13 protein-coding genes are annotated in these 15,392 nt (G+C 37.7%); 6 read left to right on the top strand and 7 right to left on the bottom strand.

Going from position 1 to position 15,392, the window contains the following annotated elements:
* Positions 1-45: 45 nt before the first annotated feature.
* Together EG346_RS09330 and EG346_RS09325 are read right to left on the bottom strand one after the other, a co-directional pair.
* Positions 46-840, bottom strand: coding sequence for an AraC family transcriptional regulator (locus tag EG346_RS09330; RefSeq protein ID WP_123878196.1), 795 nt, complete (start codon positions 838-840; stop codon positions 46-48).
* Between the two features lie 68 nt (positions 841-908).
* Entirely contained in the window at positions 909-2,324 is a 1,416-nt protein-coding gene (locus tag EG346_RS09325; RefSeq protein ID WP_123878194.1) for an aldehyde dehydrogenase family protein, read from the bottom strand.
* 445 nt (positions 2,325-2,769) lie between these two features.
* Between EG346_RS09325 and EG346_RS09320 the strand changes: the two genes are divergently transcribed.
* The 5 genes from EG346_RS09320 to pyk are packed head-to-tail and all read left to right on the top strand — an operon-like array spanning position 2,770 to position 6,948.
* Positions 2,770-3,009 carry an acyl carrier protein gene (locus EG346_RS09320; RefSeq protein ID WP_002976354.1) on the top strand — a complete coding sequence of 80 codons (240 nt, stop codon included), beginning with the start codon at positions 2,770-2,772 and terminating at the stop codon, positions 3,007-3,009.
* 34 nt (positions 3,010-3,043) lie between these two features.
* Entirely contained in the window at positions 3,044-4,288 is a 1,245-nt protein-coding gene (gene fabF, locus EG346_RS09315; RefSeq protein ID WP_073329594.1) for a beta-ketoacyl-ACP synthase II, read from the top strand.
* A gap of 9 nt (positions 4,289-4,297) precedes the next feature.
* Entirely contained in the window at positions 4,298-5,059 is a 762-nt protein-coding gene (gene rnc, locus EG346_RS09310; RefSeq protein WP_073329592.1) for a ribonuclease III, read from the top strand.
* Positions 5,037-5,510, top strand: a complete 474-nt coding sequence (locus EG346_RS09305) for an IPExxxVDY family protein (RefSeq protein ID WP_073329590.1) — start codon at positions 5,037-5,039, stop codon at positions 5,508-5,510. Before rnc ends, EG346_RS09305 begins: the two co-directional genes overlap by 23 nt.
* Positions 5,503-6,948 (top strand): pyruvate kinase, encoded by a 1,446-nt coding sequence (gene pyk, locus EG346_RS09300; protein ID WP_073329588.1) that lies wholly within the window; start codon positions 5,503-5,505, stop codon positions 6,946-6,948. The genes EG346_RS09305 and pyk overlap by 8 nt, the downstream gene beginning before the upstream one ends.
* 132 nt (positions 6,949-7,080) lie before the next feature.
* Here the strand turns inward: pyk and EG346_RS09295 are convergent, their stop codons facing one another.
* The 5 genes from EG346_RS09295 to hutI form a co-directional block, all read right to left on the bottom strand.
* Positions 7,081-8,373 (bottom strand): aldehyde dehydrogenase family protein, encoded by a 1,293-nt coding sequence (locus EG346_RS09295; protein WP_123878192.1) that lies wholly within the window; start codon positions 8,371-8,373, stop codon positions 7,081-7,083.
* 139 nt (positions 8,374-8,512) lie between these two features.
* Positions 8,513-9,436, bottom strand: coding sequence for a formimidoylglutamase (hutG, locus tag EG346_RS09290; RefSeq protein WP_123878190.1), 924 nt, complete (start codon positions 9,434-9,436; stop codon positions 8,513-8,515).
* 138 nt (positions 9,437-9,574) lie between these two features.
* Positions 9,575-11,587 (bottom strand): BCCT family transporter, encoded by a 2,013-nt coding sequence (locus tag EG346_RS09285; protein WP_164466081.1) that lies wholly within the window; start codon positions 11,585-11,587, stop codon positions 9,575-9,577.
* A gap of 241 nt (positions 11,588-11,828) precedes the next feature.
* Positions 11,829-12,929, bottom strand: a complete 1,101-nt coding sequence (locus EG346_RS09280) for a DUF695 domain-containing protein (RefSeq protein ID WP_228429380.1) — start codon at positions 12,927-12,929, stop codon at positions 11,829-11,831.
* Entirely contained in the window at positions 12,929-14,155 is a 1,227-nt protein-coding gene (gene hutI, locus EG346_RS09275) for an imidazolonepropionase (protein ID WP_123878188.1), read from the bottom strand. The genes EG346_RS09280 and hutI overlap by 1 nt, the downstream gene beginning before the upstream one ends.
* Before the next feature lie 214 nt (positions 14,156-14,369).
* On the opposite strand from hutI, the gene ruvB reads away from it, so the two are divergent.
* Positions 14,370-15,392, top strand: coding sequence for a Holliday junction branch migration DNA helicase RuvB (gene ruvB / locus EG346_RS09270; RefSeq protein WP_073329578.1), 1,023 nt, complete (start codon positions 14,370-14,372; stop codon positions 15,390-15,392).

Genomic DNA, 15,392 nt, shown 5'->3' with positions numbered 1-15,392 from the left:
CCCTATTTCAGTACACTTTCATTTACCTTTATCTTATTATCTACATTATACGGAAAGCATGCTCGGCGGCAAACCATATTGTTTCTTGAAAGCAAATGAAAAATGAGAAAGATTTTCAAAACCAAGATCCAGATAGATATCACTCGCTCTTCTGCCTGTTTTCAAAAGATAATGCGCTTCCTTAAGTCGCTTTTCGAGCAGCCACTTTCTCGGGGCAGTACCGAATATTTTTTCAAAGTCGCGTTTAAAGGTGGCCAGACTTCTTCCCGTTAGATAAGCAAAGCGGTCCAGCTTCACATTAAAATGATAATTTTTCTGCATAAAACTTTCAAGATCTATTTTATAGGGATCTGAGATATCAAACAGAATATTTTTCAATGAGTGATCATGTCCGAATAAAAGAATTAAGGCTTCTTTCTGTTTTAATAAAGCCAGTTCAGGAGATTTATTTTCCAGCAAATCCTTGTATTGCAGTAAAGATTCCATGAAATATTTCAGATGCTTTACTTCAGAGACCTCAATAAAGGCAGGCATCTTTAATCTTTCAGGAAGAATAAATTGCTCTTCCGAAATCATTTCATTGAGCATTTCATCATCAAATCTGATGGATAATGATTTAAATTCTGCTTCTTCCCCAGGTTTTTTCAAAAATTTCAATAATTGATTTTTCCTGACCAGATAAATATCTCCACTACGAAACATTTGCCGGTGAACCCCATCATTAAGTTCCATTTCACCGGAAATTACCATTGACAAAGCATTGCACGAAACAAACTGTTCCCCTTCGCGAAAAACAGTAAAGTAGCAGGAATAATTAATGTAATCTATATTTTCAGACATTTCTTGACATTAAAGTCAAGCCAAAACTTTTTGACTTGACTGTTCAATATACTATTTTTAAGGCTTAATTACACCAAAATTGATTTCGGTTCTAAATATTCTTCCAGACCGAATGCTCCGAATTCTCTTCCGATTCCGGACTGCTTGAATCCCCCAAACGGAGCCAAAGGATCATGTTTAAAACCATTAATACAAACTCTCCCTGCTTCAATCTGAGAAGCAACTCTTACAGCACGGTTTTCATCGGAAGAGGTAACATAAGCAGCCAATCCATATGAAGTATCATTTGCAATAGAAATCGCTTCTTCTTCATTTTCATAAGGAATAATGGACAATACCGGGCCAAAAATTTCTTCCTGAGCAATACGCATATTGTTCCGGACATTCGTAAAAATGGTAGCTTTTGCAAAATTGCCTTTGTCAAGACCTCCTGGTTTTCCCAAACCACCTGTTAAAAGATCTGCTCCCTCTTCAATACCCAACCTAATATAGCTTTGTACGCGTTCATATTGTTTTTCAGAAACCATTGGACCAACATTGGTATTTTCGTTCGCCGGATCTCCAACCACAACGTGACGGACAGTCTCTTTGGCCAATTCATTAACCTCCTGCAACCTTGAATAAGGCACCAATAAACGGGTTGGCGCAATACAAGCCTGCCCGCTATTCATATATGCTCCATAAACAGCTTGAGGAACAGCCTGTTTAAAATCAGCATCGTCCAATATAATGTTCGGTGATTTTCCTCCCAGTTCCAAGGTCACTCTCTTCATCGTTTCCACAGCTCCTTTGGCAATCATTTTTCCTGTCTGAGTAGATCCGGTAAAAGATATTTTGGCAATATCCGGATGATTCACGATTTCATTACCTGCAACACTTCCCAGTCCATTCACTAGGTTGAATAATCCTTTTGGCAGGCCAGCTTCGTGAAAGCACTCTATAATCAGTTGGGTCTGAAGTGCACTCATTTCACTGGGCTTTACCACTACGGTACAACCTGCTGCAACCGCCGTTGCCAATTTACTGCATATAAAACTGTTGCTGGAATTCCACGGGGTAATAATACCTATCACTCCTATAGGTGTCATCTGTACAAGGGTCTTACCCGCTTTTCTTTCGAATTCAAAATGACGAAGCGTTTCTATCATCTGCTCAAATGCGCCCACCATATTTTGAAAACTGGCCGTACAGAACTGTCGGGTTCCACCATATTCCAGAATCATCGTTTCAATGAGTTCACTTTCCCGTCTTTCAACCGCCTTCTTTAGATTTTCAAGGATTTCAATACGTTCTTCTACACTAGTTTTAGAAAAAGTTTTAAAAGCTTTTTTCGCTGCTGCAATTGCTTTTCTGATATCTCTTTGATCTCCCAAAACAACTTCTCCGATTTTTTCATGATTTGTTGGGTTAATCAGATCAAATATTTCTGTTCCCTCTATTGATGTCAATTCACCATTGATGTAAGCCTCAGTGATACGTTTCATATTAATTGTTTTAATTTAATATGGCAAAGTTCTTACAATTTCAAAAGCTTCACTTTGCTACATGGCTCAATTCAACTTTGCTAAATAGTTCATAATGCAAATAAAAGTTAGGCTCCATTGCATTGATTAAAATAAAAAAAGCTTCATCATCATTGAATTTAACAGAAATAAAACGCGAGCTCTATATTATTACAGATTCAATTTCTAAGCTGAAATATCTTTGATTTGCCATTGACTACAAAGGATTTTAACATCATTTCTGCCCTGAATAACAATTTATTTTACTTATGATTTGCATAGCAAACATAAATAGCTGAAAACTAAAACACTAAAACTTCTCACTATAAAATAAGTATAGTCTACCCACAAAAAAGACTAAAAAAATGTTTTATCGTGAAGAATTTTATATATTTGCACCATCTAACAATTAAAAAAATAATTTACTATGTCAGACATTGCATCAAGAGTAAAAGCTATCATCGCTGATAAGCTTGACGTTGAAGAAACAGAAGTAACTCCTGAAGCTAGCTTCACAAACGATTTAGGAGCTGACTCATTGGATACAGTTGAGTTAATCATGGAATTTGAAAAAGAATTCAATATTCAAATCCCTGATGATCAGGCTGAAAAAATTACTACTGTAGGGCACGCTATCGCTTACATCGAAGAAGTAGTAAATAAATAATATTCTTCAACAAAAAAGAAAATTTTAAAAGTTTATGGAATTAAAAAGAGTAGTTGTAACCGGTTTTGGCGCAATAACACCGATTGGAAATAATGCAAAAGAATACTGGGAAAATCTTCTTAAAGGTGAGAGCGGTGCTGCTCCGATTACTCTTTTTGATGCCAAAAACTTTAAAACCAAATTCGCTTGCGAAGTAAAAGATTTCGATCCGTTGCAGCATTTCGATAAGAAAGAAGCAAAGAAAATGGACCGAAATACTCAACTTGGGCTTGTAGCCGCAAGAGAAGCGGTAGCACACTCCAGAATTATGGAAGACAATGTTGATAAAAACAGAGTCGGGGTAATCTGGGGGTCTGGAATCGGAGGTTTAGAAACTTTCGAAACTGAGGTTTTAGGATGGGCGAATACGGAAATTCCAAGATTCAACCCATTCTTTATTCCTAAAATGATTGCGGATATCACTCCTGGTCATATCTCCATTGAATATGGTTTTCACGGGCCGAATTATACTACGGTATCTGCCTGTGCATCCTCTGCCAATGCGCTGATTGATTCCAAGATGATCATCCAGTTAGGAAAAGCTGACGTTATTGTATGCGGAGGCTCCGAAGCTGCCGTTACAGCAAGTGGTGTCGGTGGATTTAATGCGATGATGGCACTTTCTACAAGAAATGATGACCCTACCACCGCTTCAAGACCCTTTGATAAAGACAGAGATGGTTTTGTACTGGGCGAAGGTGCGGGATCTATTATCCTTGAAGAATATGAGCACGCGGTAAAACGTGGTGCTACCATTTATGCAGAATTATTAGGTGGCGGTATGAGTGCAGATGCACACCATATGACAGCGCCTCATCCTGAAGGCCTAGGCGCTTATCTTGTAATGAAAAACTGCCTGGAAGATGCAGGCTTAACTGCTGATGAAGTAGACCATATCAACATGCATGGTACCTCTACTCCATTAGGAGATATTGCAGAATCCAACGCAATTTCGAGATTATTGGGCGAGCACGCTTTTGACATTCAGATTAATTCTACAAAATCAATGACCGGTCACCTTTTGGGTGCTGCCGGGGTTATTGAGGCTATCGCTGCATTAGGAACAATTATTCATGGTATCGTTCCACCTACCATCAACCATTTTACTGATGATGAAAATATTGACAAAAGATTGAATTTCACATTCAATACAGCTGTTAAAAAAGATGTAAAAGTAGCCATGAGCAATACTTTTGGATTTGGTGGGCACAATGCTTGCGTTCTATTTAAGAAAATCTAAATTCAATGAATGGAGTTACAGAAATACTTTTCTAAATTCCTTCTCAAAAAAAGAAAAAGAAAATTAACGGAGAGAGACTACTTTCTCAGTACCGAGATGAAAAAAATGCTGGGTGCCGAGGTTCAGAATGTCGCTCTTTACCGTGAGGCTTTCTCTTTAAAAAGTTCTTCTAAAAATCAAGACAGTAATTACGAAAGACTTGAATTTTTGGGAGATTCTGTTTTGGGTACAATTATTTCCTGTCATCTGTTCCAGACGTATCCTCAGGCCAACGAAGGATATCTGACCCAGATGAAATCTAAAATTGTTAATAGGAAGAATCTTAATAAATTAGGTGAAGACCTGAAGTTGATCGATCTTTTGCAAAAGCAGGGATCCGCAGCGTTAGGCGAAAATATTTCCGGAAATTTATTTGAAGCACTGATCGGTGCGGTATATCTTGACTTCCATTATGAAGCCTGTAAAAGGATCATTCTGGAGAGATTGCTGACGCCTACCGAAATGAACAAGCTTGAAAATAAGATCGTCAGCTATAAAGGTCTTTTGCTCGAATGGAGTCAGAAGAAAAAAGTAAATATAAAGTACGAAACCTGCGAAGAAATCCAGGCTAATAAAGCAGTGGTATTCAGGTGTCATGTCTGGCTGGGAGAAGAAAAAATCGCCAATGCGACAGAAACTTCCAAAAAGAAAGCAGAGGAAAAAGCAGCACAGAGAGCATTTTATATTTTAAACAAAAAAGAAAACATACTTGGAAATCCAAAAACTTTATGATCTAGACGATATAGAATTTGAAGATATTGCCATAGGATTGGTAAGATTAGCAAAAGATGTACCTGCTCATGAGTTTTTCTATAAAATAAATCAAATCAACGGCCTTACCTTTTCCAGAAAAAAAGATGTGATCATTCACGGGGCTTATTATGATTATCATTTTCCAAGATTTGAAGCTTATCACAAGTTTACCAAGACGTGTTTTACATTCATTTCAAACCGTTCTTCGGAAAGTAAGCAAAAAAAACTGCAGACTGAGCTCTTTACAGAAGAAGAAAACATTAAATTTTTATTAAATAATCAGGTAGATGTAGAATATATTCTGCATACTTCGGAACAAATTCCTGATTTTTCCGTAATTTTGCTCCCGGAAAATCTTGTGTTTCCGATACAAGATTACACACTAGGTTCTGAAGAGGAACTTTATCAAATTATCCAGTATTATGAATAAGTATTTAAAGAAGACAAAAATTATTGCAACACTAGGACCTGCTTCATCATCGAAGGAGGTAATGTTAGGACTAATGAAAGCGGGTGTTGATATTTTCAGAATAAATTTTTCACATGCAGACTACGACTTAGTTCGAAATAATATTGAAATTATCAGAGAGCTTAATAAGGAATATGGCTATTCTATAGGAATCCTAGGAGACCTTCAGGGACCAAAACTTAGAGTAGGCGTTGTAAAAGAAGGTTCTTATCTTAACCCGGGAGACATCCTGACCTTTACCAATGAGAAAATAGAAGGTGATTCTACGAAGGTATATATGACTTACCAGCAGTTTCCTCAGGACGTAAAAGTGGGGGAAAAAATTCTTATTGATGACGGGAAACTGATGTTGGAGGTTATTGAAACCAATGAGATCGATACCGTAAAAGCAAAAACGATCCAGGGGGGACCATTAAGCTCTAAAAAAGGAGTTAATTTACCTAATACGAACGTTTCTCTTCCAGCTCTTACGGAAAAGGATATTCAGGATGCTAATTTCATGCTTGACATGGAGGTTGACTGGATTGCATTGTCATTCGTTCGTCATGCCCAGGATATTATCGACTTAAAAGAACTGATCAAGGCGCATCCAAACGGTAAATTCAAAACACCGATCATTGCCAAGATTGAAAAGCCTGAGGGCGTTAAAAATATTGACGAAATTTTATTGGAATGTGACGGACTGATGGTTGCCCGTGGTGACCTTGGGGTGGAAGTTCCAATGGAAGAAGTTCCTGCTATCCAGAAAAACCTGGTAGAAAAAGCAAGATTCTATTCTAAGCCGGTAATTATCGCTACGCAGATGATGGAAACGATGATCAACAGCCTTACGCCTACCAGAGCAGAGGTCAATGACGTTGCCAACTCTGTATTGGACGGTGCAGATGCAGTAATGCTTTCAGGAGAAACTTCTGTAGGAAGATATCCTATTCAGGTGGTTGAAAATATGACGAAGATTGTAAAGAATATCGAGACTACCCATTTTTACCAGCATAAAAATGAGCCTATCGAGAAAGATTACAACTGCATCGACGAAAGATTCATTACCAACAGAGTATGTCTTGCAGCGGTTAGAATTGCTAAAACAACCAATGTTTCAGCGATCGTTACTTTGACCCACTCAGGATACACCGCATTCCAGCTTGCTGCTCACAGACCGAATTCACAGATCATTGTATACAGTGGAAACAAAAGAGTGATCACTATGCTGAATCTTCTTTGGGGAGTTCACGCGTATTACTATGACATGAAGAAGTCTACGGATGAGACGATTATTCAGGTCAATATGCTGACGCATAACCACGGTTATATCGAAAGTGGAGATTTTGTAATCAATATCAATGCGACTCCATCTTATGAAGGTGGAAAAACAAATACGTTGAGACTGACGACAGTTTAGGCGACAAGCGAAATTACTTTTCGATTACCATACAAAAAACTCCCGGAAATAGTTATTTCTGGGAGTTTTTTATATTTAATAACTGTAAATTACATTATTACTTTTTACAATTATACTTTTTACATTGTACAACTAGTTTCCCACGATCGTTCTTGCCACGACAAACTCTTTCAAAGCTAATAAAGACAACTCTGTTCCATAACCCGAATCCTTGCTGCCACCGAATGGAAAACGCGGATCAGAGCTCGTCATTCTGTTAATATTTACAGTCCCTGATTCCAGGTTTTCGATAAAAAATAACTGACGGTCTGCTTTTTTTGTCCAAACGGAATTTGAAAGTCCGAAAGGAATGTCATTAGCCATTTGTAAAGCTTCTTCGTCACTTTTAGCGATCATCACCATTCCCAGAGGTCCGAAAAGTTCCTCTTTCAAAATAGGATTTCCTTCCTGAACACGAATTAAACCAGGTTTAAATTCATTTTCAGAAATTCTTTCCAAAGGAATAATAATTTCAGCACCATTTTCCAATGCCCTGTTGAATTGAGCTTCCAACTCATCGGCCAGGTCTGGTCTTGCCATTCCCGCTAATTTGGTTTCCTTATTGAAAGGATCTCCGACTTCGTACGTTTTATATTCTTCAATGAATTTCGGCAAAAATTCATCTTCAATTTTTTCGTCAATAATAAATCTTTTAGCAGCAGTACAGGTTTGTCCGCAATTTTGAAGTCTGGATTTCGCTCCTGCTTTTGCCGCTGCATCTAAATCTGCATCATCAAAAATAATGAAAGCGTCACTTCCTCCTAATTCCAATAAAGATTTTTTGATATTTAAACCAGCGATTGAAGCTACTTCACCCCCCGCTTTTCCACTGCCTGTAAGACTCACTCCTCTTACTGCATCGTGCTCAAGAATTTCTTTCACAGCGGTATGTCCTACTTCCAGGTTCTGGAAAACACCTTCCGGAAAACCGGCCTCCAGAAGAACCTCGGCAATTGCATTCCCGCTTCCGAAACAAATTGAAGCATGTTTCAGAACGACTGTATTTCCGGCTAAAATAGCTGGTACAGCAAATCTCAACACCTGCCAGAAAGGAAAATTCCATGGCATTACTCCTAAAATTACCCCTTTTGGAACATAATGAACTTCAGAATAAGAAAATTCAGATTCAATTTTTTCGGGTTTTAAAATATTTTCAGCGTCCGCATAATAGTTCATCATCAAAGCACATTTTTCCACCTCAGCAATCGATTCTGCAATAGGTTTATTCATTTCAGTGGTGATGATCCTGCCGAATTTTTCCGAATTATTTTTTAAAATTTCCGCCGCCTTTCTGATCAGCTTTTGCTTATCTTCAAACGGTACTTTTCTCCATTCTGAAAATGTCTTATTTGCTTGAATAAGCTTATTTTCAATTAACTGTTCCATAATATAATTTCTGTTTTAAATTCAAAAATGAATTTATTAATGCTTTTATTCTAAAAAGCATCGTGAAAGTAACAAATTTTGTTCCTTAAGGGTTAAAAAAAGAAATGATTTTCTCTATTAAAATAATATAATTTTACCTTTAGATCATAAACCATTCATTCATAAGACATGCGGCAAGTCTTGCGGTTCTGTCTTCAATATCAAGTGATGGATTAACTTCTGCTGCATCCAACGCTATCAGTTTTTTACTTTTTAAAATGTGGCGGTATAAATGCATAAAGGGTGTATCTGCAAAAATGCCATTGTAAGCGGAAGCAGAAACTCCCGGCGCAATAGAAGCATTAAAGACATCCATGCAAATGGTAAGATAGAGAACGTCTACACTTTCAACAAGCTCATTAATGCGTTCATAGATGGAAGGAAGATTTTCAAAAAACAGTTCATCGGCAAGGATGTACTTCATTCCATACTGATGGGCTGTATCAAACAGTTTCAGGGTATTTGAATTTCTCTGAATCCCGATATGCAGTGAATTGATCTGTCCTTCCTGTGCGATCTGCCAGAATCCGGTTCCTGAACTTGCTCCTACTCCATTTTCCGGTTGTCTGTTATCAAAATGAGCATCGATATTAATGATCCCGATCTTTTGTTCAGGAAAGGCCGTTTTCACGCCTAAATAGTGAGCATAAGTCACTTCATGACCTCCACCCAAAACAATTGATTTCCCGCCTTTCAAAAGTACTTTTGACACATTTTTAGCAAGACTGTTTTGGGAACTTTCCAGGTCACCGTCTTCACACGTTACATTTCCAAAGTCCAGAAGGGAAAAATCCGGGCGGATGACGGGAAAATTAGACATATTTTTTCGGATCACATCCGGAGCATCTTTTGCACCCTGCCTTCCTTTATTTCTTCTCACTCCTTCATCTACGGCAAAACCGTGCAGCACAAAATCATCTGCTGCAATATTGTCATAGTTACGTTCTTCCTTAACCCGTTGAAATATTCTGTGAAAAAGAAGTTCTTCTCCGTCTAATCTGCCTTGCCAAGTGTCCTGAAACATAGATTTTAAATTAAATTTTAATTACATCGTTTTATCCTGTAAATCTAAATAATATTGTTTAGATAGTAAAACACTCCTGTGTTCAATTTCAAAAACGTTCTATGACATCCGTCATTCACGTCATAAGCCCATTGTAAGCTATTCTTTGTTCTGATTGGCATTACTGCTGATGAACATTTCATTGCGCTCTTCCGAAACTATTTCCAGGAATCGTTCATAATGCTTGAGCACATCAGAAATCAGTTCGTTCTTTGTAAAGTACTGCACATCATATCCTTCTCTTCCATCCCCAAAATAGGATCTTGGATAGTGGGTTTTACTGTTGTCCAGATCCGGAAGGTTTTCTTCATTAATCATGTATTCAGAAACGGTTTTCACCTTATTTTCAACGCCATATATAAAATTATTGACAACTCCCTGATGAATCTCTATTTCTATTCTTACGGGACTTTCATATTGATTTATTTTGGCTTCGATTCCATTGGATGCAAATTCCTGCTGCAGCTCTGTAAAAGCTTCTTTCGTCTTAACTTTAATAAAATGATCGACTGAAGAATTATCTTTAAAGGAAACGATATTTTTTAAGCGTTCTTTCCAAAATTCCCCTGACCACGGAACGGTAGAGGCAGAAAAGTTGGTATCATAATATTTCTGATCAATAATAAGTGCCTTCATTAAGCTTACGATGAATAAAAGTACGATGATTGAAAAGGGCAAAGCTGTAATTAAGGTCATACTCTGAAGCGCTTTCAATCCACCTGCATTTAATAATAACAGGGAAAGTACGGCCAGTAGAATACCCCAGAATATAATTTGCCATTTGGGAGACTTTTTGGCATTTTTAGTAGCGATACTGTTCATGACGAATATGCCCGAATCGGCAGAGGTTACAAAGAAAATAATAATGATGGCGATAACAAAAAATCCGGTTACTGTTGAGAGTGGCATATATTCTAAAAACCTGAACATCAAAGCATCAGGATCGGACGCCAGAGCACTTAAATTTCCGTTGGCCACATTCAGATCGAACCAGATAGCACTGTTTCCGAATACAGACATCCAGATAAAATTGAATAAGGTAGGAAGTACCAAAACTGCCAGAATAAACTCCCTGATGGTTCTTCCTTTAGATATTCTTGCGATAAATAAACCTACGTAAGGCGACCATGAAATCCACCAGGCCCAGTATAAAATAGTCCAGTCATAGAACCATGGCAATGCATTTTTTTCATAAACATGGGTATTGAAAGTAAGATTGAAAAAATTATTGATGTAGTTTCCCAATCCATCGGTAAAACTTCCTATCAAATATACCGTTGGACCCAATATCAGAACGAAGAGTAAGAGTACAATGACACTCATTATATTAATATTGCTTAAAATCTTTACGCCTTTATCTACTCCGCTGATGGCTGAAAAAACAGAAAGAGAAATAAGGCTGATAACAATAATCACCTGATTGGTAAAACTGTTTTCTGCGGTGATATGGAGTATATTTAATCCTGAGCTGATCTGTACCACTCCAAATCCTAAAGTCGTGGTCAATCCAAAGAAGGTACAGCATAATGCAAAAACATCAATGGCGTTTCCCCATTTCCCATTAATCTTATCTTTCAGCAATGGATAAAAGCAGCTTCGTAATGAAAGCGGTAATCTGTATCGGTAAGCAAAGTAAGATAAGGAAAGTCCTACCACTCCATAAATGGCCCAGGCATGGATTCCCCAATGAAAAAAAGTATATAACTGCGCCTGTTTTGCCCGGCTCACATAATGATTATCGGCAAAAACTTCGGAAGAATAATGCTGCATAGGTTCTGCCACACTAAAATAGATCAATCCGATTCCCATTCCGGCAGCAAACAGCATTGAAATCCATGAAAAGAAGGAATACTCCGGTTTACTATCATTAGCGCCCAGTTTTATGTTTGCATATTTACTAAACAGCAGGTAGACTAAAAAGATCACAAACAGAGTGACGGCCCAGACATATACCCAATTCAGATTGACAAATATGAACTGTTTAATCTGATTCAGAATATTTTCCGTCGGCTTTGGAAACAGAGCTGAAAGAAAACATGTTCCAATAATAAAAATCAGACTTGGGATCGTCACCCCTTTATTGAAAGTAGATTGTACATTTTTAAATTTCATCACATTTATTTTTCGTATTAATATTGACAGACACCTGGCATAGCCCTGGCAGAAGTACTCAAAGAATAATATGACTGCGTTATTTTCCTTATCAGGGATGTACTTAAGAACTATAGAAAATTACTGTTTTATACAATGAATTAACAGTAATGGGGTCACAATATAAGAAAACTTATATAAAAAAATAAAAATCAAAGGCTGTAATTTTATCTACTCTGCCCTTCCAAAAAATGAATTTGTTTTAATTAACGTTGTATTGTTCAAAACTTTGCCAGTATTTATCTTTATAAATTTCGAGTGAAATTTTATATTCAGGATTTTCTTTGATGATCTGATCAAAAACTTTTGAAGGTTGTCTAAAATCTTTGCTTGCAAAATAAATGCTTTTGGAATTGTCTGCCGTTTCTCTCCCGATATACAAATGTCCGTCTTTTGGCGTCAGAGTTTCTACCGCATAATCTTCAAGTGCATTCATTTTATTGTAATCCTTTTCTTCAGGAAAACCACTATTATTGCTTCCGTCATAAAAAATCTTCAGGACAGAGATCCATGGATAGGAAGCTTTTGCATCGTATTTTAACAGAGAGGCATTCACTGTAGCCATGAGTGGCATCCCGTTTTCTAAAGTGGCTTCAAGAACTGAAAACTGATCTTCACTTTCTACAATCTGTGAATCTTTATACTTTTCAGTAAATTCTCTTTCTCTCCACAGAAGAAAATCTCTTAATTTTTCTATTGGAATAAGTTCCTGCTCTGCTTCATGTTTACCGATAATGCTAAAGGTATCAATCTGAGTGGCAAAATTCAGCTCCCCAAGGAAGTTATCCAGAAAGATACAGATTCCTGTCGTGGCAGATTCTCTGTTTTCTTCGTTCAGATTTTCATAAACAAAAGCCAGATCGATCTCATCCGGATACCCTTCTATGTCATTTGAATAAAAGTAAATATTATGTTTTGTCAACTCACAGTCATTGATTCTAACCCCTACATTTTCAATATCTGTTTCGGGTTTTAGAGCGGTAAACTTCCAGTGATCAATCTTTGGAGCAGCGGCAATCAATTCTTCAGCAAAAATTATTTTTTTCACGTCACCTTCTACTGTAATGATGAGCTCTGCGGTGTGTTCATCACACATTCCAGAAAGGAAATAATAGCCATCGTTTACCTTACTAAGTTCAGGAGACATGATATCAAAGAATTGCTCTTCAATATGTTCTCTGCCTTTTACCACTTCAAAAAAAGTTTTTTCTTTTGTCAAAAACCAGTCCCAAAACTCGTTATAGGTTCTGGTTTCCTTTTCCGGCAGCTTTTTGCCGAGCATCTTGTCAAATAATCCCATCATTAATGAACCTGATTTCCGTTGATATAAACCTTCTCAGCACTCAGGCTTCCCTGATTGTACAGTACATTCTGGAAATTATCTGTTTTAAAAGTTACAAAATCAGCTTTCTTTCCGTCTTCCAGCTTTCCGATGTCTTCAAGCCCTAAAGCGTACGCGGCACGGAAGGTCATTCCTGCCAATACCTCAGCAGTTGTTAATTTTTCAAATGTGGCCAAAATGGAAGCTTGAGTAATTAAATTTCCCATGGGCGCAGATCCCGGATTCCAATCACTGGCAATCGCCACGATTGCTCCCGCATCTAATAGTTTTCTGGCTGGTGTAAATTTTTCGCCTAATCCTAAACTTGCTCCCGGAAGTGCTGTTGCTACCGTATCTGATTTGGCCAAAAACTCAATATCTTCATCAATAGTCGCTTCCAGATGGTCTGCCGATTTCGCTCCTACTTCTACGGCAATTCTTGAACTTCCCGGTGTAAACTGGTCTGCATGAACGGTTATATCAAAACCTAAATCTTTAGTTTTAAGAAGGAAATCTTTACTTTCTTCCGGCTGAAACGCCGATTTTTCAATAAATATGTCTACACGCGTTGCAAGCGCCTCTTCTTTTACTTTAGGTAAGATTTCGGTGATGATATAGTTTAAATATTCTTCATTACTTCCTTCAAAATCTCTTGGTTTCAGGTGGGCAGAAAGACAAGTAGGAACCAGCGTAGCTTGGGTATGGCTTTGTGCTTTTTTAATAATTCTGAGCATTTTCAACTCGTTTTCGACATCTAGCCCGTAGCCACTTTTCACTTCAATAGTTGTGATTCCCAATGAGATCAGAAAGTTGATTCTTTCGAGTAATGTCTTTAGTAATTCGTCTTCCGAAGCACTTCTTGTATGCTGTACAGAACTCCAGATTCCACCACCGCTTTCAGCTATTTCAAGGTATGTTTTTCCGGCATTACGCATCGCAAAATCATTGGCCCGGTTTCCTCCAAAACAGATATGAGTATGAGAATCCACCAATCCTGGAAGAACAATCTGCTCTCCTTCAATGGTTTCTATGTTTATATTTTGATTTTCAGATTTCAGTGTTTCGAAATTTCCAATTTTCTGGATGGTACCGTCATTCACCACAATTCCTCCGTCTACAATAATATCGATCTGCTCATCGGAAAGTTTTCCTCTTAAAGGAAGATTGGCCAATGTTACAATTTGCTTGAAAGGTCCTATTAATTTCATTGATCAAAGATTAAGCTATAGCTTGTTTATAATTAATTTTTCCTCTCAAAAATACTTAAAATATATCAATATCCTCCATCTAAATTAGCCTTATTCTTTACCTCAGTCTCTATCTCAGCCTCCGTATTCCCCTTTTTCCAATCTCTGAAATTTCTCAGTCCACACCTCAACCTTAGTCTAAATTTGTTATCTTTGAGGTAAATGAAATGAATTAATGCCAGACTTTTTACATCCAGATAAGGAAAACTACTCGCATGAAGAGCTTATGCAGGAGGAGCAGATCCGTCCGCAGAGTTTTAAGGACTTTGCCGGGCAGAGAAAAACTTTGGAAAACCTTGAAGTTTTCGTAAGTGCTGCCAAAAGACGGGGTGGAGCTCTCGATCATGTACTTCTGCACGGTCCGCCGGGTCTGGGTAAAACCACTTTAGCCAATATCATCGCTAATGAACTTGGTGTAGGCTGTAAAATTACTTCCGGCCCTGTTTTGGATAAACCGGGAAGTTTAGCAGGCTTACTTACCAATCTGGAAGAAAATGACGTTCTTTTTATTGATGAGATCCACCGTCTTTCTCCTATTGTAGAAGAATATCTGTATTCTGCTATGGAGGATTATAAGATAGACATTATGTTGGAAACCGGGCCTAATGCAAGAAGTGTTCAGATTGGTCTGAATCCTTTTACATTAGTGGGAGCGACTACAAGAAGCGGAATGCTGACAAAGCCGATGCTGGCAAGATTCGGGATCCAGAGCAGACTTGAATATTATTCGGTTGAGCTTTTGTCGATGATCATTCAGAGGAGTTCAAGGGTTTTAGGCAGTAAGATTTATGAAGATGCAGCGATAGAAATCGCGAGAAGAAGCCGTGGAACTCCGAGAATTGCGAATGCTCTGCTAAGAAGGGTACGTGATTTTGCTGAGATCAAAGGAAATGGTGAAATTGAGATCAACATTACCAAATATGCATTAAATTCTCTTAATGTCGATGAGTTCGGATTGGATGAAATGGATAATAAGATCATGCGTGTCATGATAGAAAATTTTAAAGGAAAACCGGTAGGAATTTCTGCCTTGGCGACTTCTATTGCAGAAAACCCTGAAACTTTGGAAGAGGTTTATGAACCCTTTTTGATTCAGGAAGGATTTATTATCAGAACACCCAGAGGAAGAGAAGTAACGGATAAGGCTTATAAACATTTAAATATAGCCATACCGAGAAGTCCCGGAGAATTATTTTAA

Source organism: Chryseobacterium carnipullorum (genome assembly GCF_003815695.1).
In the GTDB taxonomy this organism is placed as follows: domain Bacteria; phylum Bacteroidota; class Bacteroidia; order Flavobacteriales; family Weeksellaceae; genus Chryseobacterium; species Chryseobacterium carnipullorum.
This window is presented reverse-complemented; position numbering and strand designations above follow the sequence as displayed.